The 24,928-nt window shown below is 64.1% G+C and carries 23 protein-coding genes and 1 tRNA gene; 7 read left to right on the top strand and 17 right to left on the bottom strand.

Annotated elements, in window-relative coordinates; all coding sequences use genetic code 11:
* Nucleotides 1-97 precede the first annotated feature (97 nt).
* Entirely contained in the window at nt 98-304 is a 207-nt protein-coding gene (locus ABD906_RS11900; protein WP_345099623.1) for a DUF2842 domain-containing protein, read from the bottom strand.
* Between the two features lie 240 nt (nt 305-544).
* On the opposite strand from ABD906_RS11900, the gene ABD906_RS11895 reads away from it, so the two are divergent.
* The gene (locus ABD906_RS11895; RefSeq protein ID WP_345099622.1) at nt 545-1,615 is read left to right on the top strand and encodes a COX15/CtaA family protein; all 1,071 of its coding nucleotides are present in this window, start codon (nt 545-547) and stop codon (nt 1,613-1,615) included.
* A gap of 157 nt (nt 1,616-1,772) precedes the next feature.
* Here ABD906_RS11895 and ABD906_RS11890 read toward each other — a convergent pair whose 3' ends face one another.
* From ABD906_RS11890 to ABD906_RS11855, 8 genes are all read right to left on the bottom strand, one after another.
* A complete protein-coding gene (locus ABD906_RS11890) occupies nt 1,773-2,360 on the bottom strand; it encodes an IMPACT family protein (protein ID WP_345099621.1) in 588 nt (195 codons plus the stop codon).
* Nucleotides 2,361-2,478: 118 nt separating this feature from the next.
* Complete coding sequence (locus ABD906_RS11885; protein WP_345099620.1) at nt 2,479-3,393, bottom strand: lipid A biosynthesis lauroyl acyltransferase; 915 nt, start codon at nt 3,391-3,393, stop codon at nt 2,479-2,481.
* 10 nt (nt 3,394-3,403) lie between these two features.
* Nucleotides 3,404-4,435, bottom strand: a complete 1,032-nt coding sequence (locus ABD906_RS11880) for a zinc-binding dehydrogenase (protein ID WP_345099619.1) — start codon at nt 4,433-4,435, stop codon at nt 3,404-3,406.
* Between the two features lie 123 nt (nt 4,436-4,558).
* Nucleotides 4,559-5,833 (bottom strand): beta-ketoacyl-ACP synthase, encoded by a 1,275-nt coding sequence (locus ABD906_RS11875; protein WP_345099618.1) that lies wholly within the window; start codon nt 5,831-5,833, stop codon nt 4,559-4,561.
* 99 nt (nt 5,834-5,932) lie between these two features.
* Nucleotides 5,933-7,114 carry a beta-ketoacyl-ACP synthase gene (locus ABD906_RS11870; RefSeq protein ID WP_345099617.1) on the bottom strand — a complete coding sequence of 394 codons (1,182 nt, stop codon included), beginning with the start codon at nt 7,112-7,114 and terminating at the stop codon, nt 5,933-5,935.
* Between the two features lie 26 nt (nt 7,115-7,140).
* The gene (locus tag ABD906_RS11865; protein ID WP_345099616.1) at nt 7,141-7,425 is read right to left on the bottom strand and encodes an acyl carrier protein; all 285 of its coding nucleotides are present in this window, start codon (nt 7,423-7,425) and stop codon (nt 7,141-7,143) included.
* A gap of 136 nt (nt 7,426-7,561) precedes the next feature.
* Nucleotides 7,562-8,137, bottom strand: a complete 576-nt coding sequence (locus ABD906_RS11860; RefSeq protein ID WP_345099615.1) for a histidine phosphatase family protein — start codon at nt 8,135-8,137, stop codon at nt 7,562-7,564.
* Nucleotides 8,138-8,188: 51 nt separating this feature from the next.
* Nucleotides 8,189-8,641, bottom strand: a complete 453-nt coding sequence (locus ABD906_RS11855) for an Lrp/AsnC family transcriptional regulator (protein WP_345099614.1) — start codon at nt 8,639-8,641, stop codon at nt 8,189-8,191.
* A gap of 132 nt (nt 8,642-8,773) precedes the next feature.
* Here ABD906_RS11855 and putA point away from each other — a divergent pair, with 132 nt between their 5' ends.
* Nucleotides 8,774-12,391 (top strand): bifunctional proline dehydrogenase/L-glutamate gamma-semialdehyde dehydrogenase PutA, encoded by a 3,618-nt coding sequence (gene putA, locus ABD906_RS11850; protein ID WP_345099613.1) that lies wholly within the window; start codon nt 8,774-8,776, stop codon nt 12,389-12,391.
* A 111-nt stretch (nt 12,392-12,502) separates the two neighbouring features.
* On the opposite strand, the gene rirA is transcribed toward putA, so the two are convergent.
* Nucleotides 12,503-12,961 (bottom strand): iron-responsive transcriptional regulator RirA, encoded by a 459-nt coding sequence (rirA, locus tag ABD906_RS11845; protein ID WP_345099612.1) that lies wholly within the window; start codon nt 12,959-12,961, stop codon nt 12,503-12,505.
* 316 nt (nt 12,962-13,277) lie between these two features.
* On the opposite strand from rirA, the gene ABD906_RS11840 reads away from it, so the two are divergent.
* Nucleotides 13,278-13,829 (top strand): GNAT family N-acetyltransferase, encoded by a 552-nt coding sequence (locus tag ABD906_RS11840; RefSeq protein WP_345099611.1) that lies wholly within the window; start codon nt 13,278-13,280, stop codon nt 13,827-13,829.
* 256 nt (nt 13,830-14,085) lie between these two features.
* Complete coding sequence (locus tag ABD906_RS11835; protein WP_345099610.1) at nt 14,086-14,670, top strand: sigma-70 family RNA polymerase sigma factor; 585 nt, start codon at nt 14,086-14,088, stop codon at nt 14,668-14,670.
* A 527-nt stretch (nt 14,671-15,197) separates the two neighbouring features.
* Here ABD906_RS11835 and radC read toward each other — a convergent pair.
* The 6 genes from radC to ABD906_RS11805 all read right to left on the bottom strand — a co-directional run bounded on the left by radC (nt 15,198) and on the right by ABD906_RS11805 (nt 20,853).
* A complete protein-coding gene (gene radC / locus ABD906_RS11830) occupies nt 15,198-15,971 on the bottom strand; it encodes a RadC family protein (RefSeq protein WP_345099609.1) in 774 nt (257 codons plus the stop codon).
* A 121-nt stretch (nt 15,972-16,092) separates the two neighbouring features.
* Nucleotides 16,093-16,929, bottom strand: a complete 837-nt coding sequence (gene map / locus ABD906_RS11825) for a type I methionyl aminopeptidase (protein ID WP_345099608.1) — start codon at nt 16,927-16,929, stop codon at nt 16,093-16,095.
* Nucleotides 16,929-17,630, bottom strand: coding sequence for a DNA/RNA nuclease SfsA (gene sfsA, locus ABD906_RS11820; protein WP_345099607.1), 702 nt, complete (start codon nt 17,628-17,630; stop codon nt 16,929-16,931). The genes map and sfsA overlap by 1 nt, the downstream gene beginning before the upstream one ends.
* Nucleotides 17,631-17,643: 13 nt before the next feature.
* The gene (locus ABD906_RS11815; protein WP_345099606.1) at nt 17,644-18,951 is read right to left on the bottom strand and encodes a homoserine dehydrogenase; all 1,308 of its coding nucleotides are present in this window, start codon (nt 18,949-18,951) and stop codon (nt 17,644-17,646) included.
* A 133-nt stretch (nt 18,952-19,084) separates the two neighbouring features.
* Entirely contained in the window at nt 19,085-20,299 is a 1,215-nt protein-coding gene (locus ABD906_RS11810; RefSeq protein WP_345099605.1) for an LL-diaminopimelate aminotransferase, read from the bottom strand.
* 98 nt (nt 20,300-20,397) lie between these two features.
* Nucleotides 20,398-20,853, bottom strand: a complete 456-nt coding sequence (locus ABD906_RS11805; protein WP_345099604.1) for a hypothetical protein — start codon at nt 20,851-20,853, stop codon at nt 20,398-20,400.
* Between the two features lie 72 nt (nt 20,854-20,925).
* On the opposite strand from ABD906_RS11805, the gene ABD906_RS11800 reads away from it, so the two are divergent.
* The 3 genes from ABD906_RS11800 (at nt 20,926) to ABD906_RS11790 (ending at nt 24,387) form a co-directional block, all read left to right on the top strand.
* Nucleotides 20,926-22,764, top strand: a complete 1,839-nt coding sequence (locus ABD906_RS11800) for a PHA/PHB synthase family protein (RefSeq protein WP_345099603.1) — start codon at nt 20,926-20,928, stop codon at nt 22,762-22,764.
* A 155-nt stretch (nt 22,765-22,919) separates the two neighbouring features.
* Entirely contained in the window at nt 22,920-24,134 is a 1,215-nt protein-coding gene (locus ABD906_RS11795) for a YcbK family protein (protein WP_345099602.1), read from the top strand.
* A gap of 178 nt (nt 24,135-24,312) precedes the next feature.
* Nucleotides 24,313-24,387, top strand: a tRNA-Glu gene (locus tag ABD906_RS11790).
* A 95-nt stretch (nt 24,388-24,482) separates the two neighbouring features.
* On the opposite strand, the gene ABD906_RS11785 is transcribed toward ABD906_RS11790, so the two are convergent.
* Nucleotides 24,483-24,716 (bottom strand): hypothetical protein, encoded by a 234-nt coding sequence (locus ABD906_RS11785; RefSeq protein ID WP_345099601.1) that lies wholly within the window; start codon nt 24,714-24,716, stop codon nt 24,483-24,485.
* Between the last annotated feature and the right edge of the window lie 212 nt (nt 24,717-24,928).

Below are 24,928 nucleotides of genomic sequence, written 5' to 3'. Positions count from 1 at the left end.
GGACTTCGACCCCGCTCGCACACAAACTTGTGCGGCTAACAATTTCGATTCTGTGAATATAACCGGACCGCTGGCAAGATTGTGGCGCGCCAGGGCCTCACCGCGGCTTCCGCTCCGCCCAGCGGATCAAGAGCATTGCCGGCACCACCCAGAGTACGCCGCCGATGAGATAGTAGGCGAGGTGGACGAGCGGTCCGCTGTCTCCCAGTCGCGCCACGGCAATGGCGGTGGAAACGATCGCATAGAGCGCCACGAGGATCACCAGCGCTATTGTTGCTATGAGTTTCTTGAGTCTCGGGTTCATGGCATTCTCCGCCAGACACCTTTAGCGTGAAATGAAGGCCCCGTCATTTCCAAATGCGGCCTGTTGACGCGACCGCATGTCGCCAGGGCGGAGCTTGCAACCGGCTGCTTATTGGGTCACGTACTAACCGGAGCCCGCTTTCGCCCGTGGACGGGGCGCCGGGGCAAACCTGCCCGAGCGTACCCGCCCATTTCCGGTATCCGGAATCCGGCGAAGCTGATGGATTGAGCAGTGAGCACAATGACGAGGACGAGTTTCTCCCCATCTCTTTCGATTCCGGCCGACGTTGCCGACAATCGGCGTCTGGTTCGGATCTGGCTGTATGTCGTGGTCGCGACGCTGTTCGCGCTGGTTCTGGTCGGCGGTGCCACCCGCCTGACGGAATCCGGCCTCTCGATCACCGAATGGAAGCCGATCCACGGCGTGATTCCGCCGCTGAACGACGCGGAGTGGCAGGAGGAATTCGCCAAGTACCAGCAGATTCCGCAGTACCGGGAACTGAACCAGGGCATGACGCTCGACGAGTTCAAGGTCATCTTCTGGTGGGAATGGGTACACCGGCTCCTGGCGCGCGGCGTGGGCGTGATCTTCGCCCTGCCGATGATCTTCTTCTGGGTAACAGGGCGGCTTGAGCCTGCGCTCAAACCGAAGCTCGTGGGCCTGTTCCTCCTGGGCGGCCTGCAGGGGGCGCTCGGCTGGTGGATGGTGGCCTCGGGCCTGGTCGACCGGACCGACGTGAGCCAGTACCGCCTTGCCGCCCATCTGACGCTTGCCTGCATCATCTTCACCGCCGTGCTGGTGGTGGCGCGCGGGCTCGCCCCGCACAGCACCGGTCCGGCCTCCCGTGCGACGCAGCGTTTCGCCGGCTGGCTGGTGGTGGCCGTGCTGGTCCAGATCTATCTCGGCGGTCTCGTGGCGGGCCTAAATGCCGGCTTCACCTACAACACCTGGCCGCTGATGGATGGTGCGATCGTGCCCGGCGGCCTCTTCACGCAGTCGCCGGCCTGGGTGAACTTCTTTGAGAATCCCAAGACGGTCCAGTTCATGCACCGTCTCGGCGCCTATGTGGTCCTGGCCCTGACCCTCTGGAACGCGATCATGGTCTGCCGTGCCGAGCCGCGGACGACCCATGCGAACCGCTCGATCGTTCTGGCCTGCCTCGTCATCGTTCAGGCTGCAATAGGCATCACCACGCTGCTGCTGGTGGTGCCCATCGACTGGGCGCTTCTGCATCAGGCCGTGGCCCTGATCGTTCTTGGCTTCGCCGCCGCCCACTGGCGCGGCACGAAGGGCGAGTATCCGGTGAGCTGAAAATCGCCCTTGCAGGTGTCCTGACAGCGCCGCCCTCCGGGGCGGCGTTTGCATTTGGTCGCCACGGGAGGGGGCGTTGGCCCGGTTCACGGACAGGCATCTTAAGTTCCGTGGCCGCACCGCCAGAGAACCGAGCCTGCACCCACCAAGGCTTCCGCTACTCGTCAAACCGCACGGCTCTCCTGCCGCGCGTGATGTCGTTGACGAGCCCGGCGACGCGGTCGGCTGCCTCCACCGGCACCGTGCCCGTCATGGCGACGCCGTCGGCCAGAAACTCCTCCTTTGTGAGCGACAGGTTCTCCACGGCCGACAGCCGTGCCTTGAGCAAGGCATGGTCGGAAAAGTCGCATTGAAGCGAGAAGCCCACCAGGTCGATGACCTCGGTCTTTTCCGCTTGCCTGAGGCAGCTGGCCGCCACGCCGCCATAGGCGCGCACCAGGCCGCCGCTGCCGAGCAGGATGCCGCCGAACCAGCGGATCACCAGCACGACGACATTGTCCGCCTGCTGGCCGTCGATCGCCTGCAGGATCGGCTTTCCGGCCGTGCCCGCCGGCTCTCCGTCGTCATTGAACCGGTAGCTCTGTCCGATGCGCCAGGCCCAGCAGTTGTGCGTGGCGGTGGGATCGGAATGCTCCCGCAGGAAATCCTTCGCCGCCTGCTCGGACGTGACCGGTGCCGCAATGGCGACGAAGCGGCTCTTCTTGATTTCCTGGGTGAAGGTTTCGATGCGGCTGATCGTGAACATGACTTCCGACTACACCGCAATCCCTCCCGTGTGAACGGGCTTCTGCAACGGCCGCGCGCGGTGGGACATCGACGCTGAAAGGAGAGGGGATGAGAACGGCCTGTTGCCCGGGCGGCGTTCATCCCCAGCGGCGGTGGAACCACATCCACTGACCGGGATGTTCCCGCACCCACTGTTCGGTGATGTCGTTCAGGAGCTGCGCCGTCTTCCTGACGTCAACGTAGCCCTCTTTGTCGCGTGGCAGCTTGAGCTTTTCGCCGATTTCCAGCCTGTACCGCCCGCCCGGGAGCCGCACGCAGTGCGCCGGATACACGTCGCAATCGTAGTGACGCGCCAGCTTCGGGATCAGCGGGCTTGTCAGGCACTTGCGGCCGAAGAAGGTCGTCCTGATGCCGCCGCGGAACTTCTGGTCCACGAGCGCGCCGATGTTGCCGCCTTCTTCCAGGATGCGGGCAAGCTGCAGTGCAGCTCCCGCGCGCGAGGGCACCAGTCCGCCCATCACCGCCTTGCGCGTCTCGTTGATGTAGTCGGCAATGTACGGATTGTTGGGCGCCCGGAACAGCACGTGCACGTCGAGCCCGAACTGGGCGGCCGCCACGGGCAGGAACTCGAAATTGCCGATGTGGGCGGTGAAGAAGATGTGCGGCCGCTTTTCCTCGCGGATGCGCAGGAAGATGTCGATACCCTCGACCTCGACCCGGCCCGCTCCAGGCTTTTCCGGATCAAAGTCGAACAGCTTGTCGATGAACACGTATTCGACCGCCAGCCGCGCCATGTTCGCCCACATGTCGAGGGCGATCTCCTGGATTTCCTCTTCGGGCTTGTCCGGATAGGCGCGACGCAGGTTGTCGAGCGCCAGCTTGTGGCGGATGGTCTTCGGGCCCAGCTTGCGCGCGACCTTCTCGGCAAAGGAGAGCGCCTTGTCCGGCGGCAGCCGGCGCAGCAGCGACAGTGCGGCCAGCGAGACCTGGGCGACCAACCAGTTTTCGGCCGCTTTCAGCCTGCGGGCCATCGTCCTTGAAAAGCGCGCCATCGCCGGCTTCTTAGTCCTCGAGCTTCAGGATGATCTTGCCGAAGACATCCCGCCCTTCCATGCGCTTCAGCGCCTGTTCCAGATCGTCGAAGCCGACCATCGTGTCGATGACCGGATGCACAATGCCCGCCGCCATCTTCTGCATGGCGTTGACCATGTTCTCCATGCGGCAGCCGAAGGAGCCGAGCAGCTTCAGCTGCTGCTGGAACAGCTGCATCAGGTTGATCTCGGTCGAGACGCCGGAGGTCGAACCGCAGGTGACGAGCCGTCCGCCGCGCTTGAGAGACAGCATGGACCCCGCGAACGTGTCCTTGCCCACGTGCTCGAACACCACGTCCACGCCGCGCTTTTTTGTGATCTTGCGCACCACGCCCTCGAAGCGGTCCTTGCGGTAGTTGATGACGTGGTCCGCGCCGAGCGCCTTGGCCTTCTCAGCCTTGTCATCGGATCCGACGGTCGTGATGACCGTGCAGCCCATGCGCTTGGCGAGCTGGATCGCCGCCGTGCCGATGCCGGAACCGCCCGCGTGGATCAGGATCGTCTCGCCAGGCTCTAGCTTGGCGTTGTCGAACAGCATGTGCTCGACCGTGCCGAAGGTGACGGGAGCGACCGCGGCGCCGATGACGTCCACGCCGGGAGGGGCGGGCACCAGAAGCCGGGCCGGCAGGTTCACCTTCTCCTGCGCGAAACCGTCGAGATGGAAGCCATGCACGCCGCCCACATGCTCGCAGAGATTGTCGCGGCCTTCACGGCAGTGGCGGCAGAGGCCACAGGTGCGCGCGCCGTAGATGGACACGATCTGACCGGGAACCAGATTCGACACGCCCGGTCCGATCTCTTCGACATAGCCGGCAGCCTCGGCGCCCACGACCAGCGGCATCTTGCGCTTGGCGAAGGCCATGCCACGCCAGCCCCAGACGTCGATGTGGTTGAGGGCAACCGCGCCGATGCGCACCGTCACCTCTCCCTGGGCTGGCGGCGGGGGAGGGGGAAGGTCAACGATCTCGAGCTTGCGGTCGGCAACCAGTTGCAGTGCGCGCATGGAAACTCCGTATGAAGGCAAGCCTGCCCGCGTGCGTGGACGCTCCGGCGGCTTTATCGTGAATTGTTGGCGCGGTCGCGGCGCGGGCCAATGCCGTGCCGCAAGTAACCGTTCGGGTGGGAGTTAACCCGCCTCGCGCGCCATGACAAGGCAGGTGTTCTGTCCGCCGAAGCCGAACGAGTTCGACAGCACCACCTTCACGTCAGCCTCGCGCTTGACGTTCGGCACCACGTCGAGCTCGATCGCGGGGTCCGGGATCTCGTAATTGATCGTCGGCGGAATGACGCCCTCGCGCATGGTCATGATCGAGAAAACCGCCTCGATCGCTCCGGCGGCCGAAAGCGTGTGCCCGATCATCGACTTGTTGGACGAAATCGGGATCTGCCTGATGCGCTCGCCGAAGACGGTCGACAGCGACAGATGCTCCATCTTGTCGTTCTCCGGCGTCGAGGTGCCATGGGCGTTGATATACTCGATTTCGTCCACCGACATGCCAGCGTCGGCGATCGCTGCGCGCACGGCCGCGATGGCCGGCGACCCGTCCGGCTTGGAGCGGGTGCGGTGGAAGTCGTCCGCCTTCTCGCCGCAGCCGCGCAGGATGCCGAGCACCTCCGCGCCGCGGGCAAGGGCCGCTTCGAGCGGTTCGAGTACGAGCGCGCCCGCGCCCTCGGCCAGCACGAAGCCGCTGCGATCCTTGGAGAACGGTTTGGAAGCCTTCTCCGGGAATTCGTTTTGCGTGGTGAGCGCCGAAAGCAGCGAGAAGCGGATCAGCGCCTCCGCCGTGGCCGAGCCGTCGGAGCCGATCGCTAGCGCCCGGTCGCATTCGCCGCGGCGGATGGCCTCCACGCCGAGCTGGATCGCCGTGGCGCCCGAGGCGCAGGCGGTCGACAGCGTGATCGGCATGCCGCGCGTGCCGTACTTGTCTGCGAGCCGGTCGGCGATGGTGGCGAACTGGCACTCGTCGAAGCGCTCGCGCTCGTCGGCGTTGCGCGCCGCATCGAGCAGGCTGCGCCAGCCGCGCGCGCGGTCCGACTGCGCGTAGAGTCGCAGGCGATGGTGCCAGTCGAGCTCCACCGGAGGCGCTGCGAGAAACAGCGGCCCGCCGAAATCCGAAAGCGACAGCCCTGCCTGGGCGATGGCCTCCTCGGCGGCGAGGTCGGCCAGCGCGAAGGTGAGGGCGGACGCCCCCTTGTCACTCTGCGGCAGGAAGTCGACCGTGCCCGCAATGGTCGTCGAAAGGTGGTCCGTCGGGAAGCGCGTGATGCGATGGATGCCGGACTTACCGCTCGTGAGCGCCGCCCAGTTGTCCTTCTTGCCCTGGCCCAGCGAGGTCACAACGCCCATGCCGGTAACCGCAACCAGCGGTCTGCCGAAGCTGTCGGTTGTCTTCACGGCCATGTCTTCCTTCCTTGCGGCATCGTTACCGGTTCACCCCGGCGATATCCGATGCGAAATTCCTCAGACGGGCGCCGGATTGCGCAGACCACGCCCGGCGCGTCAAGCTTCGGTTATGAGGCCCATTCCCTCGAAGCAATTGTAACCGACGGCCGTCGCAAGCACTGCGGCCGGCTTCTCGGCAAACGCAGGCTCGGCACCGGCGAACGGCGGGTAGACCTGTCCATTGCGGACGGCGAGCGCGGCGAGTGCCACGGCGAAGGGGAACTGGGCTTCCTTCAGATGTCCGGTGAGCGAGCCGAAGCCGCGAACGGCGAGGTTCGGCTTCGCGTCGAACACGTCCTTCTCGGTCCTCGTCGACACATGCGCGCCGGAGGCGCCACTGATCGCGAGCATCGGATCGGAACCGGCAAGCTCCAAGACCATCTGCTCGAGCTTCTCCCTGAGCGCTCCGCTGCTGCGGCGGCTACGGTCGGAGATGATGCGCGAGATGGCGGCATAGGGCTTCGCACCGCGCTTCTCCGCATGCTCCCGCGATTCAAGGACCAGGAAAGCCGCGCCCGAGCCGGTGATGACGCCACCGCCGTTGCGGCCCTCGCGCTCCCACACGGGCGACCAGCCGTCGCGCTGCAGGAAGCCGGCGAGCTCGTAGGCCAGGAGCATGTCGGGATGCTCCGTCTGGAACGCGCCGCCGACCAACACATGGCTCGACTGGCCGGAGCGGATTCGTGCGGCAGCCGTCTCGATGGCCGCGATTCCTGCGCCTTCCTCGCCCATGAAGGTACGGGACGAGCCGGTGACCTTGTGGACGATAGAAATGTTGCCGGCAAGCAGGTTGGAAAGCTGCGCCAGGAAGAGCGTCGGCCGCAGTTCCGTGGTCAGCTTCTCGTTGAGCAGCACGCCGTGATCGCTGCGCGTGAGCGAAGCGTCCAGGATGCCCTGGTCCACCTCCACGTCGCGCTCGCCGCCACCGGCGGCCACGATCATGTCCATGGAAGTGCAAAGCTCTTCATTGTCCTTGATACCCGCGTCTTCCAGCGCGAGGCCGGCCGTATAGGTGCCGAGCCTCTGCCAGGTTTCCATCTGGCGCTGGTCGCCGCGCTTCGGAATCTGCAGGCTCCAGTCGATCTCGGGCAGGGGATGCACAGTGAACGGGTTGAAACGCTCAGTATCCACAACCGGCTTCGGTTCCGGCTGTGTCAGCGCATTCCAGTGCGCATCGGCACCGAGACCCAGCGAGGAGACGATACCGATGCCGGTGATGACGACGTCGTTAGGGTTCATGTCCCCTCGCTACTCTGTGCGTTCGCTCAACCGGCGGCCTTGGCGGCCACGAGTTCGTCGATCTTGGCGCAGAGGTTCTTCATGACGAAGTATTCCTCGGTGCCGACCTTCCCCTCGTTGACTTCCTGCGTCCACTTTTCCAGCGGCACCTTGATGCCGAACTCCTTGTCGATCGCAAAGACGATGTCGAGGAAGTCCAGGCTGTCGATGCCCAGATCGTCAATGGTGTGGCTTTCGGGCGTAATCTTTTCGCGATCAATCTCGCTGGTTTCAGCGATGATGTCGGCGACGCGGTCGAATGTGCTCGTCACTGCTCTATCCCACGTGGATTCGTTCAGGCGTGTCTAATCGCTTTTTCCGGTCAGGAAAAGGGCTGTTGGTCAACAACCTCGCATCCGGGCTTCAGATAACGCCCATTTGGGGCATGTCATGGATGCCGGGCATCGTCTAGTTGAAAGTAATTCGGGCGGCAACACCGAGCGTGTCGCCGTTGGGCACGACGATGATGGCTTCCCCCGGGCGCGGCGTGATGCCGGTAAGCGCCTTGATGTTCGACGGATGGGTGACCATGATCAGATTGCCCGAACCGCCGAAATCCTCAATGCGGGCGATGGTCTCCTCGATCTGCTTCGCCTCGACTTCCGGGTCCTGGGACAGTTCGTTTAGCGCGTCGAAGATCTCGATCCTGCTGTCGCGGAAGGCGATCTGGGCGGTTTCCTGCGTCCGGCAATGCCGGCTGGTGAGCACCAGGTCGACCGGCGCCGAGCGCGCGTAGAACAGGGCTCCCATCCGGCCTGCCTGCGCCCGTCCGCGCTCCGAGAGCGTCTGCTGCGTCCGGCAATCGCCGATGTCGCCGCCCGGATGGCGGCCCGTGGCGAGCGTATAGGCCTCGTTGAGCAGTACCACCTGTCCGCCCTGCCGCAGCAGGGCCCAGCCGGCTTCCGTGGCTCCCGCGTGAACGGATGGAAGGACAAGCGCGAGCGCCAGCAGCATCAGGCGCATGAATGCGGATCGGTAGCTCATTCTTTCAGTTATAGTTTGAGCAGCGCGAAGGTACAGCCTCGCAATGTGCGGCTAGCGATCTTTTACAGTCTCCATCGCTACAAAGGTAGATGTGTGAGACACGTGGGGCAGGCTGGAGATCTTCTCGCCCAGCACCTTGCGGTAGGAGTGGATGTCCTTCGTCCGCACCTTCAGCAGATAGTCGAAGCTCGCCGCGATCATGTGGCACTCCTCGATCTCCGGATATTTCAGCACCTCGCGATTGAAGGCGTCGAGCGCCGCGGACCGCGTGTCGGAGAGCGTCACCTGCACGAAGGCGACGTGGCCTTCGCCCAGCCGTTCGTGGTCGATGATCGCCGTGTAGCCGCGGATGTAGCCCTCGCGTTCCAGCCGCCTGAGTCGCGCCAGCACTGGCGTCTTGGTCAGCCCCACACGCTTGGCCAGCTCCGCCGCGGAAAGCCTTGCGTCCTGAGCCAGAGCGTTGAGGATGTTCTGGTCGAACTGGTCCAGTTGATCTGAAGACATACGATCAGGAACCCGTTTGTATTGATAGATGTCTTAATAACAGCCATTCAGGCTGAGAACTATCATATTTCAGACCAAATGGAAGTTTCGCGCCGTGATATGATCGGCCAACACGAGGAATTGAGGTCTTCCATGGCTGACCCTGACCTGGCGGCACTTCGCCAAACCATCCGCGAAAACATTATTGCCGACGAGATGCAGGCGCTGGAACGCCTGCGCTCCACGGCCGATTTGACAGAGGAACAGCGCCGCGCGATCGCGGCACATGCGGCAGAGCTTGTCCGTGCCGTCCGTTCCGCGGGCGGCCGTTATCTGATGGAATCCTTCCTCGCCGAATATGGCCTTTCCACCAAGGAGGGCGTGGCGCTCATGTGTCTGGCGGAGGCCCTGCTTCGCGTGCCCGATGATGAGACAGTCGATGCGCTGATCCGTGACAAGATCGCGCCTCACGACTGGTCGGCCCATGCTGGTGGCTCGGCCTCCATCTTCGTCAATGCCTCGACCTGGGCGCTGGCGCTCACCGGTCGCGTGCTGGACGATGACGGCACTGGCATCGCCTCGACTCTCCGCGCCATGGTGCGTCGTCTGGGCGAGCCTGTCATCCGCGCCGCCGTTTCCGCGGCCATGCGCGAGATGGGCGAACAGTTCGTGCTGGGTGAGACCATTTCTGAAGCCGTGAGGAATGGCCGCTCCATGGTTCGCAGGGGCTACACCTATTCCTACGACATGCTGGGCGAGGCGGCCCGCACCGAGGCCGATGCCCTGCGCTATTTCGCGGCCTACAGGGAGGCGGTTCATTCGCTTGCCTCGGAAGCGACCAGTGGTGATATCCGCCTCAATCCTGGCATCTCGGTGAAGCTCTCAGCCCTCCATCCCCGTTACGAGGTGTCCCAGCGGGAAGCCATGCTGCCGCACATGTGCGCCCGGCTTCTGGAGCTTTGCCAGGACGCGAAGAAGGCGCGCATGGGCCTCAACATCGACGCGGAGGAAGCCGACCGCCTCGACCTCTCGCTCGACATCATCGAGCGGGTTTTGGCCGACGCGTCGCTGGAAGCCTGGGACGGTTTCGGCGTCGTGGTCCAGGCCTACGGCCGCCGTGCACCCTTCGTCATCGACTGGCTCCACGCGCTAGCCGGGAAGCTCGACCGCCGGATCATGATCCGCCTGGTCAAGGGCGCCTACTGGGACACGGAAATCAAGCGAGCCCAGGTCCAGGGCCTGCCGGGCTATCCGGTCTTCACGCGCAAGGTGAACACGGACGTTTCCTACATCGCCTGTGCCCGCAAGCTGTTCGGCATGACCGACCGCATCTACCCGCAGTTCGCCACCCACAATGCCCACACCGTGGCGGCCATACTGTCGCTGTCGGGCGGCGACTACTCGAAATTCGAGTTCCAGCGCCTGCACGGCATGGGCGAGGCGCTGCACGACATCATCCACCGTCGCCACAACACCCGCTGCCGCATCTATGCGCCGGTCGGTGCGCACGAGGACCTGCTAGCCTATCTGGTCCGCCGCCTGCTGGAGAACGGCGCCAACTCCTCCTTCGTCCACCAGATACTGGATGAGAGCGTCAGTGCGGAGGAAATCGCCCGCGATCCCTTCGAGGTGGCCTTTGGCGGCCAGCCGGTCGTCAATCCTGCGATCCCGCGCCCGGCCGACATCTTCGAGCCGCAGCGCCGTAACTCCAAGGGCTGGGACCTCACCGATCCCATCACGCTCGAGGAGCTCGACCGCATCCGCCAGCCCTTCGCCGCACCCCATACATGGCGCGTCGAACCCGTCACGCCCGCCAGGGCGAGGGGAGAGAGCCGCACCGTCCTGAATCCGGCGCGCCTCGACGAGGTCGTGGGCACGGTCGTGGACGCGAATGCCGAAACGGTTCGCGAGGCTGTCGGCATCGCCGTGGAAGCCCAGCAAGCCTGGGCGGCGCGGCCGGTGGCCGAGCGTTCTGCGATCCTTACCCGCATCGCAGAACTCTATGAGGCCAATGCCGGCGAGTTCTTCGCGCTGACAGCCCGCGAGGCGGGCAAGTCGGTGGCTGACAGCATCGCGGAACTTCGCGAGGCCGTGGACTTCCTCCACTACTACGCCGCCGAGGCAGCGAGGGCCGTGGCGGGAACCGAGGCACGCGGCGTCATTGCCTGTATCTCGCCGTGGAACTTCCCGCTGGCCATCTTCACCGGCCAGATCGCCGCGGCCCTCGTCACCGGCAACGCCGTGATTGCCAAGCCGGCCGAGCAGACCTGCCTGATCGCCGCCCGTGCCGTGCAGCTCATGCACGAGGCCGGTGTCCCGAAGGAGGTTCTGCATCTCCTGCCGGGCGATGGTCCCACCGTCGGCGCGCCGCTGACAGCCGACCCCCGCATTGCAGGCGTCTGTTTCACCGGTTCCACCGAGGTCGCCCGCATCATCGAACGCCAGCTTGCCGAGACCGCGCGCTCCGATGCGATGCTCATCGCCGAAACCGGCGGCCTGAACGCCATGATCGTCGATTCCACCGCGCTGCCGGAACAGGCGGTGCGTGACATCCTCGCTTCCGCCTTTCAGAGCGCCGGCCAGCGCTGCTCGGCGCTGCGCATTCTCTATGTCCAGAAGGACGTCGAGGAGAAGCTGCTGCGCATGCTCAAGGGCGCGATGGAAGCTCTCACCGTCGGCGACCCCTGGCAGCTCTCCACCGACGTGGGTCCGGTGATCGACGACGAGGCCATGAAGGGCATCAGCGACTACTGCGCGACGCTCGAAAGGAAAGGCCGCCTGATCGCTTCCATCGGCAAGCCGGAGGGCGGTCGTTTCGTCGCCCCCGCCGCCTTCTCCGTCTCCGGCATCGAGGAGATGGAGCGCGAGATCTTCGGCCCCGCCCTGCACGTTGCAACCTTCGAGGCAGACGATATCCAGAAGGTCATTTCCGCAATCAACGCGAAGGGTTACGGCCTGACCTTCGGGCTCCACACGCGCGTTGACGCCCGCGTTCAGGAGATCGTGGACGAGATCCGCGTCGGCAACATCTACGTCAACCGCAACCAGATCGGCGCGGTCGTCGGCTCCCAGCCTTTCGGCGGTCAGGGGCTCTCCGGCACCGGGCCAAAGGCTGGCGGCCCGCTCTATCTGCGCCGCTTCCGCCGCTCCGCCGCCCAAACAACGGAGAAGCCGGCTGGCGCCGTCCTGCCTGGCGGACTCGTCAGTGAGAAGTTGCCCGCGTTCGATCCGGGTTGGGCGAGAAGGGCCGACCGCGTGCCTGCACTTCGCCGGCTGCTGCGCGGGCGCTTCGCCGGGCACCTGGCAAGCGCCGCTGCTCTTGACCAGGGCCCCATCGACCTGCCCGGACCGACGGGTGAGTCCAACACCTACCAGCTGACGCCGAAAGGCATCGTTCTCTGCCTGGGCGCGGGCCCGGAGGCGCTGGCCGCACAGGTCATCGCAGCCCTTGCGGGCGGCAACACGGTGATTGCGGCGGGCGAGGGGGCCTCGAAGCTTCTCCATCCGCTGTTGCGCGGCGACGTTCCGCTCGTGGCGCTGGAGGGCACCGTCGATCCGGCTGCCCTTGAAACGCTGCCGGTCGACCTCGTCGCCGCGTGCGGCGAAGAGGATTGGCTGCGCGCGCTTCGGCGGGCGCTTTCGCGCCGCAGCGGTCCGATCGTCCAGCTCGTCACCGAGCTCGACAACCCGGCCGCCTACATGCATGAGCAGTCGATCTGCGTGGACACCACCGCCGCAGGCGGTAACGCGAGCCTGTTGGCTTCAGTCTGACGGGACTCATCAGGACGCAAAATGAAGAGGCACCGGATGCAATCCGCATCCGGTGCCTTTCGACTCCAACGGGAGAATGCTGCGCTCGATCCGGAGGGACCGCGCGCGAAATCAGTTGACCGCCGCGATCTCTGTGAGGTCGATGCCGAGAAGGCTGCGGGTGTTCGGCCGCGCGTCCACCAGGTCCTGGATCGTGTAGCCTGCAAGCACCTCGAAGAAGGCATTTAGCGCCTTGCGCAGCGCTTCATTCAGGCCGCATTCGCTGACCAGCGGGCAGTCCACGCTGCCGCCGTCGAAGCAGTCTGCCATCGTGAAGTTCTCCTCGGTGACCTTCACCACGTCGAGGAGCGCGATCTCAGAAGCGGGCTTTGCCAGCCGGATGCCGCCATTGCGGCCGCGGATGGTCTCGACGAAGCCTGCCTGCACAAGCGGCTGAAGGATTTTGAAGAGAAACAGGTCGGAAAGCGAATAGGCTTCCGCAATCGCCGGAATCCGGCTGAGCTTCCCATCGTTCGCCGCGCAGTACATGAGAATACGGATGGCGTAGTTCGTCTGACGGGTGAGTCTCATGAAGTCCTCTCGGCGTTAGAGCAGTTCCCGGATTCAATGCGCCCGGAACGGCTCTAAGATATTGTCTTCGCGACACCGGAGGGGGAACCGGTGCCTGCATCTTGGCGCTGCTCGAGCGCGTCCGTACTATGGACCATTCTTTAGAACAATTCCAGATGGACCGACATTAATATGAGTTAACGTGTCATCTTTGTGTTGAAGCCATGCAGCGGCTGCACGGTTCTTATGCCCATTCTTGCATTGCAATTTTGCTGCAGTGCACAATATTGGATGTGGTGGAGGGGCAACATGTTAGACGCTGGAAGCGTGTGCACAGATGACCGAACAGGGCAGAACAAGGGCATTGGCCGGGCTGATCCGAAGGTTGCGCCCCTCGGAGCTGCGGTTGTTCCGCGAACATCTGCTCCGGCTTGACCACGAGAGCCGCCACGACCGTTTCAACAGCACGATCAGCGACGAATTTGTCGCAGACTACGCGGACCGCTGCTTTGCCACCGGTGCGACCGTTCTCGGCTATGTGGAAAACGGCAAGGTTCTTGCCGCTGCTGAGCTGCATGAGCAGCCCCAGTTCGATGAGCCGACCGGTGAGATCGCCTTTAGCGTGGAAAGGAAGCTGCAGCGCCGCGGTGTCGGCACCGAGCTGTTCCGCCGTCTTCTGGCCCACGCTCTTTCCCTGGGCTACACGCAACTGAGCGTCACCACCCACCCCCAGAACGAGGGCATGAAGGCGCTGGCCCGCAAGTTCAACGCGCGGCTGAGTTTCCGTGATGGCGAGACGGTGGGCTGGATTGCACTGGAACCGGTGACCTTCACCTCCCACGAACTCCGGACGGCGCTTCATCCTCAGCCGCTCGAAATCGCCGCCTGAGAAACGTTTCTCGGGAAATGTGGGAGGCTCCTGCGAAGGGAGCCTGAGGATACCGCCACGCTCGAGACTCCCTTGAAGGCAGGGTCAATCGTCCAGAACGCGTCGGCGAGGCGTGCCGAACGGCGTAGCATTTCGGTGCGCGCCCGCCCGTTCGCCAGTCCAAAGAGCCGCTTCAGGTGGAACCAGGAATGAGATGCCGCATTACAGGGCTATCGCATCTCATTCATGTTTCCACTCGCACACAAGGGATTTTGGAATGGCACAGTCCCGTCACGTGAGACATGGTGCGCCAAAGCCTCCAAATTCCGAGATCGTGGAGCTCATCCCGGCGCTGAGAGCCTTTGCGCGAACGTTCTGCCGCGACATCAACGATGCTGACGACCTGGTTCAGGAAACCCTCGTGAAAGGTCTCTCCCATCTGCATCAGTTTGAAGCCGGGACCAGCATGAAGTCCTGGCTTTTTACGATCATGCGCAACACCTTCTACACAAGGGTCAAGATCGCCCGGCGTGAGGCGCCCGGCGCGGCGGACTGCATATCGGCGCGGCCGGCCGTGAGCGCCACCCAGGAGTGGTCGGCCCGTGGTCTCGAGATTCACAATGCCATCCAGCAGCTGCCGGAGCAGCAGCGGGAAGTGATGATGCTCATCGGCGTGCTCGGCATGAGCTACGAGGAAACCGCCGCCATCTGCAATTGCGCCATGGGCACCGTGAAGAGCAGGCTGAACAGGGCGCGCCTGCGACTGCTGGCCGTGCTGGGCGAGCGGTCCTCCCTGTCTGCGGTCGAACGCACGGAGACGAGTCCGGGGGCTGATGACGGGCGGCACATTTCCAAGTTCTGAATGGGCTGAATGCCGAAATTCTGGGCAGCTGCCGCAAGTTTTTGCAGACGTCTCGAAGCCGTTCCGCCGCCGCTGTCCCCCGGTGCCGAAATTGTTGGGCCAGAATTCAGGATCTGATACGGCACCAGGCACATCGAAGCCGGCGTGCGGGGATTGGCACGCCACTTGCATAAATGAAACCGGGAACCAGAGGGGACCACAAGAGGCGCCATAAGAACGCGGCGCGGGGTGTCCTTGCTTCCGGGCGCTCACGAAGCAGACCGGGCACCCCTCTCGCACAAAGTGCGGGACCTTGACCAGCTGCCGGCTGAGGTGTTGACCGCGACCTCAGCCGGCAGTCTGCTTTCTGGCCTGGCGTTCCCGCTTTCTGACTCACAATGCCCGGATGCCGGTGTGCGGCCGCATGCGAGACGGGGCCGTCATCGCTGCTCGTGTGGCCTGTGCTCTGGCAGGGTGGTCGGCCGTCATGCGTGCGGCACCGCGACCGTCAGCCGCCTCCTCCATCACCGCCCCTTCTCGGGAAGCGCTCAGATGAGGCTCATGCCCTTCATGCTGGCGTGCCCGTGCTTTCCAATGATGATGTGATCGTGGACGGTGATGCCGAGCGGCTCGGCCGTGGTGATGATCAGCTTGGTCATCTCGATGTCCGCCCGCGACGGATTGGGGTCGCCTGACGGATGGTTGTGCACGAGGATGAGGGCGCTGGCGGAAAGCTCCAGCGCCCGCCCGATGACCTCCCGCGGGTAGACGGGCGTGTGATCCACCGTTCCGACCTGCTGGCATTCATCCCTGATGAGGCAGTTCTTCTTGTCCAGAAACAGGATGCGGAACTGTTCGCGTTCCTCGAAGGCCATGGTGGCGCGGCAATAGTCCAGAACCTGCATCCAGGACGACAGCACATGCTTGCGCTGCACCTGGGCGCGCAGCGCCCGCTTCATGATGGCCTCGACGAGTTTCAGATCCTGCACGACCGCATCGCCGGCGCCCGGAATCTCGCGCAACCGGTGTGGCGGAGCGCCAAACACTTCGGCAATGGAGCCGAACGCTTCGATCAGCGTCTTCGCCAGCCCCTTCGTGTCCGCGCGCGGGATGGTGCGGAACAGCAGCAGCTCGAGGAGTTCGTAATCCGAAAGCGCCTCCGCCCCGGCCTCCGAGAAGCGCGTCCTCAGCCGCTGCCGGTGTCCTTCATAGTACTTCTGGATTCTTGGATCCCCGGACCTGCGGGCGCTTCTGCTGGCTAGAAGCCCCTTCTGCTGCGGCGATGCCTCTCCGAAAAACTGACGCTCATCACTGATTGACATGACCGAGCCCCCCAAAAAAATGCGGCCAATACAGCCTATGGTAACGTGCCCGGTTTGTGAACAGCTTTAGGTTGTGATGACGAAAAATGGGAATGGCGGCCAGCGGCCGCCATGTTCAGGATCACTCCGAAAGGGGAGGCAGTCCCGGACGGTCGAGACCGGCGGGGGAGAGGGTGAAGATTTCGCATCCGGTCTCGGTCACGCCCACCGCATGCTCGTACTGGGCGGTGAGCGACCGGTCGCGCGTGACCGCGGTCCAGCCGTCGGACAGGATCTTCACGTGCGGCTTGCCGAGATTGATCATCGGCTCGATGGTGAAGATCATGCCGGGCTTCATTTCCGGCCCTTCGTTTCGCTTTCCGTAATGCAGCACGTTGGGCGCGTCGTGGAAGATGCGACCCACGCCGTGGCCGCAGAAGTCGCGCACGACGGAGCAGCGTTCGGACTCGGCATATTCCTGGATGGCGGCGCCGATGGCGCCCATGCGCGCGCCGGGCTTCACCTCGGCGATGCCGAGCATCAGACACTTGTGCGTGACCTCGAGCAGGCGCTCGGCCGCGCGCTTGATCTTGCCGACGGGATACATGCGGCTGGAATCGCCGTACCAGCCGTCGAGCACGTAGGTGACGTCGATGTTGACGATGTCGCCTTCGCGCAGCGGCTTGTCGTCGGGGATGCCGTGGCAGACGACGTGGTTGATCGAGGTGCAGACGGACTTCGTGTAGCCGCGGTAGTTGAGCGTTGCCGGCACGGCGCCATGGTCCATGCCGAACTCGAAAACGAAGCGGTCGATCTGATTGGTGGTGACGCCGGGCTTTACGATGGACACCAGCTCGTCCAGGCAACGGGCCGTGAGCTGGCAGGCCCTGCGCATGCCCTCGAAATCCTCCGGCTTGTAGAGCCGGATCTTTCCGATGTTGCGCAGGGGGGCTGAATCGGCATCGACATAGGTGAGCATTAGAGTTCCATTTCCATGAGACGATCGGGAACGATCTCGTCGGCAGAGATGTGGCAACCTAGCACGAAAGCTTCAACCCCCGCATCCCTGGCGCGCGCAAAGGCCGCGCAATAGGCGGGATCGAGGTCGGCACAGAGCCGGAGGCGCGTGCAGTCCGACCGCTGCACGATGTAGAGCATGATGGCGCGGAAGCCCTGCTCGCGCACGGCGATGAGCTCCTCCAGGTGCCGCGCGCCGCGGGCGGTCACCGTATCCGGAAACTCCGCGACGCCGGGCGTGCGCATGAAGTGGACGTTCTTCACCTCCACATAGGCTGCTGGCCGCTCCGGATGTTCGAGCAGAAAGTCGATGCGCGACTTCTCGCCGTAGCGCTGTTCCGGCCTGATGATGGGGTAGGTGGCAAGGTCGTCCACCAGCCCGGCCCGAATGGCTTCGAGCGCCAGCTTGTTGGGCAGGCTCGCGTTGATGCCGACCCAGCCGCCATCCGCATGCACCAGTTCCAGCGAGTAGGGATACTTGCGCGTGGCGCTGGTGGAGGGCGCGAGCAACACCCGCGATCCCTCGGCCGTGAGCCCGAGCATGGAGCCGGTGTTGGGCACCGAGACGGTGACCTCCCGTCCGTCGGGGAACCGCACGTCCGCCAGGAAGCGCTTGTAGCGGCGGATGAGCCGCGCCTCGACGAGGGGAAGGGGAAACTTCATCGGCCTTCAGCCTTCAGGCGGCCCGCTCGATGCGGATGACCTGCGGCTTGTCGGCGAGGATGCCGTCCTGCGTGATCTGCTCGACCGCGTTGCGGACGGCAAGCTCCGTGGTCTCGTGCGTGACGAGAATGACCGTCTTCAGGTCTACGTCGTCGCCGTGCTGGACGATGGACTCGAGCGAGATCTCGTTGTCGGCCATGCGCTTGGCGATGGAAGCGAACACCCCGAGGCGGTCGTGCACCGTGAGACGGATGAAGTAGCCACCCTCGTGCGCGCGCATCCGCGCCCGCTGGTAGGGCGCAAGCTCCTTTGCCGGACGGCCGAACACCGGACCGTGCTGGAAACCGGGACGGCTCTTGGCGATGTCGGCAAGGTCGCCGATCACCGCCGAGGCGGTGGCATTGCCGCCGGCGCCTGGACCGGACAGCAGCAACTCGCCCAGCATGTCGGTCTCGATGGCGACCGCGTTCGTCACGCCATGCACCTGTGCGATGACAGAGGAGGTCGGCACCATGGTCGGATGCACGCGCTGCTCGATACCGCTTTCCGTGCGCTGGGCCACACCCAGCAGCTTGATGCGGTACCCAAGGTTCGCCGCGGCCTTTATGTCCGCCGGCGTGATGTTGGAAATACCCTCGAGGTAGATGTCGTCGGCCGAGATCTCGCAGCCGAAGGCGAGGCTCGTGAGGATCGACAGCTTGTGCGCTGTGTCATGGCCCTCGATGTCGAAGGTCGGATCGGCTTCCGCGTAGCCGAGCCGCTGGGCCTCCCTGAGGCATTCCTGGAAGCTCAGCCCCTCCGCCTCCATGCGCGTCAGGATGTAGTTGCAGGTGCCGTTGAGGATGCCGTAGACGCGGCTCACCGTATTGCCCGCGAGCGCCTCGCGCAGCGTCTTGATGACCGGGATGCCGCCGGCCACCGCCGCCTCGTAGTTGAGCAGCAGGCCATTCGCCTCCGCGATCTCCGCCAGCTCGACGCCATGGCGCGACAGCAACGCCTTGTTGGCCGTCACCACGTGCTTGCCGGCTTCCAGCGCGGCTTTCACCGCCGAGAAGGCGGGGCCATTGTCGCCGCCGATGAGCTCGACGAACACGTCGATCTTCGGCGAGGCCGCCAGCTCGACCGGATCGTCGAACCACTCGAAGCCGGAGAGGTCGATGCCGCGGTCGCGGTTGCGGTTGCGCGCACTGACTGCGACGGGGGTGATGGCGCGGCCGCACTGCCTTTCAAGCTCGGTGCTCTTTTCGGCGAGCATCCGGATCACGCTGGTTCCAACCGTTCCAAGACCGGCAATTCCGATACGCAGAGGGGCAGCCGCCATATTGTCCTTGACCTTTCCGGAGCGCCGTCGCCGGTTTGGCCACGGGCGCTCAAATCTCCCGTTTTGGCGGGCCACGGTCATGACCGTGGCCCGCTTGAATTCAGAATATCCCTGTTACGACGATCGTTGACGTTCACTGCTCCGCGGCGATGGGAGCGGTGGCATTTTCACCGGTGACCGAGGCGAAGAAGCGCTTGATGTTGCGCGCGGCCTGGCGGATGCGGTGCTCGTTCTCGACGAGCGCGATACGCACATATTCGTCACCGTGTTCGCCGAAGCCGACGCCGGGCGAGACCGCAACATCCGCCTTCTCGAGCAGCAGCTTCGAGAATTCGAGCGAACCCAGGTGCCGGAACGGCTCCGGAATGCGGCTCCACGCGAACATCGTCGCGGGCGGCGGGGGAACATCCCAGCCGGCGCGGGCGAAGGATTCCACCAGCACGTTGCGACGGCGGCGGTAGATCTCGCGCACTTCCTCGATCTCTCCGCCGTTGGAGTTGAGCGCCGCGGTTGCCGCCACCTGGATCGGCGTGAACGCGCCGTAGTCGAGGTACGACTTCACGCGGGTGAGGGCGGCGATCAGGCGCTCGTTGCCGACCGCGAAGCCCATGCGCCAGCCCGGCATCGAGAAGGTCTTCGACATCGAGGTGAACTCGACGGTCACGTCCATGGCGCCCGGCACCTGCAGCACCGAGGGCGGCGGGTTGTCGTCGAAATAGATCTCCGCGTAGGCCAGGTCGGACAGGATGATGATGTCGTGCTTGCGCGCGAAGGCCACCACGTCCTTGTAAAAGTCGAGGCTCGCCAGGCACGCCGTCGGGTTCGACGGATAGCTCAGGATCATAGCCACCGGCTTCGGGATCGAGTGCCGAACCGCCCGTTCCAGCGCCGGGATGAAGTTTTCGTCCGGCTCCACCGGAATGGAGCGCACCACACCGCCCGACATGATGAAGCCGAATGAATGGATCGGATAGGTCGGGTTCGGACACAGAACGACGTCGCCCGGCGCGGTGATGGCCTGCGCCATGTTGGCGAAGCCTTCCTTGGAGCCGAGCGTGGCGACGACCTGCGTGTCGGGGTTGAGCTTCACGCCGAAGCGCCGGGCATAGTAGTTGGCCTGAGCCTTGCGCAGGCCGGCGATGCCCTTGGACGCGGAGTAGCGGTGCGTGCGGGGATCGCGCACGACCTCGCAGAGCTTGTCGACGATGCTCTTGGGCGTCGGCAGGTCCGGATTACCCATGCCAAGATCGATGATGTCGGCTCCACGCGCTCGCGCGGCCGCCTTGAGCTTGTTGACCTGCTCGAAGACATAGGGCGGTAGCCGACGGATCTTGTAAAACTCTTCCATGGTTGTGTTCCAGACTAGATGATTGCCGGGTGGTCATACACCGGTTCGCGCGGGTGGTCGATAGCCAGAAACGCGCGAATGAATCAACTGATGAAGAGTTATTGCTCTGATTCGATCTCGGAGAGAATTTCCTCCTGACGCTGGCGCGCGAGCAGCCGCAGCCGATCTGCCTCCGAAAGCTGGCTGGCGCTTGGTCCGGACGCCGCCTTCCTTTTGGCGTTGAGCTCGTCGATGATGCGCTGGCGTTCCTCGTCGCTGATCTGCTCGGCGGCAGGCTGCACCGGAATGTTCAGGTTGGGGTAGTCGCCCGGGCGCCGGGCCTGCGCGGCTTGGTCCGCCGCGGTCGCGGGCAGGGTGGCCTGCGCCGGTTGCGGCTGGCCCTGGCCGGGGTGCGTCGGAGCCTGCAACGGAGCCTGTGAAGCGGATACGACTGCGGGTTGCTGTGGCGCGAGATCCTCCATATTGAGGGTGGAACACGCGACGAGCAGCGGGCACACGGCTGCCGCGACGATGGTTGCAGCGGAAAACTGTCGTATCCGGTAAGAGTTCTTCATATATTCGGTCTCTGCTTCGGGACCCCGGGCGGATCGGTTATAAGGTGGCACAAAAAGGGCGGCGAGCGAAGTATGGAAGGCTCCAGGGCAGGCGAAAGCGGTAACGACGGGAACCATACGTCGCATGATCCTTTCCATGTAAAGGATCCGCACCGCCTTGCCATCAATTTCGCATACATGCTGGAGGAGATCGGGAAGGTCGCCGGGGCCTGGGCCCGCGCCCGCGAGCGGGGCGATACCGGGACCCCGATTGCAGGACCTCTGAACGATCTTCTCGCCACCCTTGCGAAGATTGTCGAATACTGGCGCGCCGACCAGAACCGGGCGACGGAGGCGCAGACGCGCCTGATCTCCGCCTGCCTTGACATCTGGACCAATTCCATCCGCCAGATGAACGGCGAATTCGACGAGAACGAGCCGCCCCAGCTCGAGACCTCGCGCGCCGACCGGCGCTTTTCCGATCCCGACTGGGAGCGGCACCCCTTCTTCCGCTTCCTGAAGCAGATCTATCTCGCCGCCGTCCGCTGGGCCGAGCAGATGGTGGATGAGGCGGACAACGTCGACGGCGAGCTGCGCGAGAAGGCGCGCTTTTACGTCCGCCAGGTGATGGATGCCGTCTCTCCCTCCAACTTTCTGCTGACCAATCCGGTCGTCGTGCGCGAGACGCTGCAGTCGAACGGCGAGAACCTGATCCGCGGCATGCGCATGTTCGCGGAGGATCTTGCGGCCGGAAACGGTGCTTTGCGCCTGCGCCAGACCGACTACTCGAAGTTCCGGCTTGGCGAGAACATCGCCACCACGCCCGGCAAGGTGGTGGCGCGCAGCGAGCTCGCCGAGATCATCCAGTACGAACCGGCGACCGATACGGTCTACCGCCGACCGCTGCTGGTCATTCCGCCCTGGATCAACAAGTACTACGTCCTCGACCTCAGCCCCGAACGGTCCTTCGTCCGCTGGGCGGTCGACCAGGGCCATACGGTTTTCATGCTCTCCTGGGTCAACCCGGACGAGCGGCACGCCCACCTTGGCTGGGAGGATTACGCCAGCCAGGGAATCGGTTTCGCGCTCGATACGGTGCAGGAACGCACCGGCGAGACTGAGATCAACGTCGTCGGCTACTGCATCGGCGGCACGCTGCTCGCCGCCTGCCTGGCGGCCATGGCGCAGGAGGGCGACAGGCGCGTGGCGACTGCCACCTTCATGGCGAGCCAGGTCGATTTCACCCACGCGGGCGACCTCAAGCATTTCGTGACCGAGGAGCAGATCGCGCTGCTCGAGGCCGCCATGCAGGCAAAGGGCTATCTGGACGGCACGACCATGGCGACGGTTTTCAACGTGCTGCGCGCCCGCGATCTTCTGTGGCCCTATGTCGTGAACAATTACCTGCTCGGCAAGGATCCGCCGCCGTTCGACCTCCTTTACTGGAACTCCGATTCCACCCGCATGACCCCCGCCAACCACATCTACTACCTGCGCACCTTCTATCTGGAGAATGCGCTGGCGCAGGGCAGGGCCACGCTGCGCGGCCGCACGTTGTCGCTCGCCGACGTGAAGATCCCCGTCTACACCGTCTCCGCGGCCGACGATCACATCTCTCCAGCCAGGTCCGTGTTCGTGGGGGCGAAGCTGTTCGGCGGTCCGGTCACCCATGTGATGGGAGGTTCCGGCCATATCGCCGGCATTATCAATCCGCCTGCGGCCAACAAGTACGGTTTTCGCACGGCCCCGCTCGACGCCGCCACCTTCGAGGAATGGCGCGAGTCAGCCACCTTCACGCAGGGCTCGTGGTGGCTCCACTGGAACGACTGGCTGGTCGCGCAGGACGGCGACCGGGTTCCGGCTCGCCACCTTGATCCCGACGGTTCCTATCTTGCGGACGCTCCGGGGACCTATGTGCTTGTGCGCGGGTGAACGAGCCCGGCATTCCCGTTATTGCCGATAGCAATTGCCAAAGAAGATCAGTTTGGTTACCAATTATCTAATTGTCTGTTCGGAGTGCCTGTGCTTCCCGGCCCTGTGCAAGACTGGGATCTTTTCTGCAGGCGAGGGTTTGAGGGGAACAGTTATTGTTTGTCGATCCGGAGCGCGCCGGGCTGGGGGGAGATCATAAGCATTTTCTGCGTCGCGTGGCGGGCGTGGCCATCGCCTGCGGGCTCATTGCGTCCTGCGCATCGAAGAACAGCGATTTCGTCACCGCAATGGGCCTGACCGAGCTCGTCGAGGGCGGCGCGGCTGTAACGCAGGCTCAGGACGTTTCCGGTCAGACGGAGGCGAAGGATGAGGAGGCTTCGACCGCATCTTCCCCGGCCGTTGCAGAGGCATCGTCATCGCGGCCGGCGCGGCGGGCGGAGAATGAGGCCGCTGCTGCCGCCGCGCGCGCGGCTGCACCGCAGTCCGGCGAGGAACAGGACAAGCCGCACCAGACCGCTGCGGCTGAAGGCAACTCCGCTCCCGGATCAGCCGCATCTGCGTCGGGATCGGACAGATCGTCTCAACCCGCCGGGAAGCGGGGTCTCTTTGCTGCCCTGTTTGGCAGCCGCCAGAGCGATGGCGGTGGCGATGAGCAGCCGGCTGCAGCCGCGGACCCGCAGGATAAGGCAAGTCAACAGGACAAGGTGGAGACGGCGGAGCGGCAGGAAAAGCCGGAAGTCAGGCCCGAGCCGAAGCAGCTTCAGATGGCCTCGCTTGCAAAGCTCGGCGCGGAGCCGCTCGCCGCCCAGCCGGAACCGCAGCCTGCCGAGAAGAAGATCGTGATTGATTCGCGTGCCGTGGCCGCATATGCGGCCGATGCGCTTCCCGGCGTCCGAAGCCGCGAGGAACTGTTCGACATCGTGCGCAAGTCGGGTGATTCGTCGGATGACGCCGACATCGACCTTTACGAGGACGAGGGCGGCTATCAGGTCGCCGCTGCCGGCCTCGGATTGGCGCGACTTGCGCCGCACGGGCTTGTCCGGCAACGCCCCGACGTGAATACGTCCTGCTTCAAGCCGCAGCTTGTCCGCCTTCTGAAGGCCATCGAGGCGCACTACCGCAAGCCGGTGATCGTGACCTCCGGTTACCGTAGTCCCGAACATAACCGGCGTGTACGGGGCGCGCGCCGGTCGCAGCACATGAATTGCGCCGCGGCGGACATCCAGGTCGAAGGCGTGAGCCGTTGGGAACTGGCGCGATTCGCGCGTTCGCTGCCGGGGCGCGGCGGTGTCGGAACCTACTGCCACACGGCCTCCGTGCATGTGGATATCGGCCCGGAGCGCGATTGGAACTGGCGCTGCCGGCGCTAGGTCTGTTTCAGGAAAAGCGCGGTCTGCCAGCCAAATCCTTGAAAAATCAAGGAGCTGTGACCATCTGAGGGTTTCATGACGTTGCGCGCGGCTCTGGTCGCAGCAAAAAAATATGATTAACCGCAAAAGGCATCTTGCGGGATCGGAATAAGGCCACTATAAGCGCGGCAACTCGGACGCGCCCATCGTCTAGCGGTTAGGACGCCGCCCTTTCACGGCGGAAACAGGGGTTCGATTCCCCTTGGGCGTACCAAAAAATTCTCCTGTAAAATCAATTGGTTGCGGCGTGTCGTATGGAAAATTTTTCGATTTTATGCGACACGTTTCCTCCGCCATTGGCACGTTAAATCACTTCGTTTCCTTGATCGGAGACTGCTTTCTGAATCGGTGGGCATAGGCCACAGCAGCATTAAGCTCGCGCAGAGATTCCAGTGAAGGCTCTTGGGCGAACCGAGTGAGCGCGCTGTCCAACCAGTCCGCAGCCCCACGCATGGCAGGGATGCCCCCGTAGGTGTTCGATACAGCCCTGAGTTTAGCGACCAGAACCCTGATCGGCAGCGGTCCTTGATTCTGCTCGCTCATTTGATCGGCCCCCACGGACGGGTCCAATTTGAAGTATGGTTTTGACCATGAAGGAGGACCACAATGGCAAACAAGCGACACAAGCCCGACGAGATCGTCACGAAGCTTTGAACCGCGCCGGGTTTGCCGGAGGCTGATTTGGTTTAGTTACGCGGCCATGGCTTCAGTTTCCAGAGCCGCGTAGAAGTTTGCCTCGGCTTCGGCGGGCGGGA

The sequence above is a fragment of the Chelativorans composti genome, assembly GCF_039541695.1.
Taxonomy (GTDB): Bacteria; Pseudomonadota; Alphaproteobacteria; order Rhizobiales; family Rhizobiaceae; genus Chelativorans; species Chelativorans composti.
This window is presented reverse-complemented; position numbering and strand designations above follow the sequence as displayed.

Excerpts from the sequence above, each read along its gene's own strand:
- ABD906_RS11900 (WP_345099623.1), bottom strand. The coding sequence starts at position 304 with ATGAACCCGAGACTCAAGAAACTCATAGCAACAATAGCGCTGGTGATC.
- ABD906_RS11895 (WP_345099622.1), top strand. The coding sequence starts at position 545 with ATGACGAGGACGAGTTTCTCCCCATCTCTTTCGATTCCGGCCGACGTT.
- ABD906_RS11890 (WP_345099621.1), bottom strand. The coding sequence starts at position 2,360 with ATGTTCACGATCAGCCGCATCGAAACCTTCACCCAGGAAATCAAGAAG.
- ABD906_RS11885 (WP_345099620.1), bottom strand. The coding sequence starts at position 3,393 with ATGGCGCGCTTTTCAAGGACGATGGCCCGCAGGCTGAAAGCGGCCGAA.
- ABD906_RS11880 (WP_345099619.1), bottom strand. The coding sequence starts at position 4,435 with ATGCGCGCACTGCAACTGGTTGCCGACCGCAAGCTCGAGATCGTTGAC.
- ABD906_RS11875 (WP_345099618.1), bottom strand. The coding sequence starts at position 5,833 with ATGGCCGTGAAGACAACCGACAGCTTCGGCAGACCGCTGGTTGCGGTT.
- ABD906_RS11870 (WP_345099617.1), bottom strand. The coding sequence starts at position 7,114 with ATGAACCCTAACGACGTCGTCATCACCGGCATCGGTATCGTCTCCTCG.
- ABD906_RS11860 (WP_345099615.1), bottom strand. The coding sequence starts at position 8,137 with ATGAGCTACCGATCCGCATTCATGCGCCTGATGCTGCTGGCGCTCGCG.
- ABD906_RS11855 (WP_345099614.1), bottom strand. The coding sequence starts at position 8,641 with ATGTCTTCAGATCAACTGGACCAGTTCGACCAGAACATCCTCAACGCT.
- putA (WP_345099613.1), top strand. The coding sequence starts at position 8,774 with ATGGCTGACCCTGACCTGGCGGCACTTCGCCAAACCATCCGCGAAAAC.
- rirA (WP_345099612.1), bottom strand. The coding sequence starts at position 12,961 with ATGAGACTCACCCGTCAGACGAACTACGCCATCCGTATTCTCATGTAC.
- ABD906_RS11840 (WP_345099611.1), top strand. The coding sequence starts at position 13,278 with ATGACCGAACAGGGCAGAACAAGGGCATTGGCCGGGCTGATCCGAAGG.
- ABD906_RS11835 (WP_345099610.1), top strand. The coding sequence starts at position 14,086 with ATGGCACAGTCCCGTCACGTGAGACATGGTGCGCCAAAGCCTCCAAAT.
- radC (WP_345099609.1), bottom strand. The coding sequence starts at position 15,971 with ATGTCAATCAGTGATGAGCGTCAGTTTTTCGGAGAGGCATCGCCGCAG.
- map (WP_345099608.1), bottom strand. The coding sequence starts at position 16,929 with ATGCTCACCTATGTCGATGCCGATTCAGCCCCCCTGCGCAACATCGGA.
- sfsA (WP_345099607.1), bottom strand. The coding sequence starts at position 17,630 with ATGAAGTTTCCCCTTCCCCTCGTCGAGGCGCGGCTCATCCGCCGCTAC.
- ABD906_RS11815 (WP_345099606.1), bottom strand. The coding sequence starts at position 18,951 with ATGGCGGCTGCCCCTCTGCGTATCGGAATTGCCGGTCTTGGAACGGTT.
- ABD906_RS11810 (WP_345099605.1), bottom strand. The coding sequence starts at position 20,299 with ATGGAAGAGTTTTACAAGATCCGTCGGCTACCGCCCTATGTCTTCGAG.
- ABD906_RS11805 (WP_345099604.1), bottom strand. The coding sequence starts at position 20,853 with ATGAAGAACTCTTACCGGATACGACAGTTTTCCGCTGCAACCATCGTC.
- ABD906_RS11800 (WP_345099603.1), top strand. The coding sequence starts at position 20,926 with ATGGAAGGCTCCAGGGCAGGCGAAAGCGGTAACGACGGGAACCATACG.
- ABD906_RS11785 (WP_345099601.1), bottom strand. The coding sequence starts at position 24,716 with ATGAGCGAGCAGAATCAAGGACCGCTGCCGATCAGGGTTCTGGTCGCT.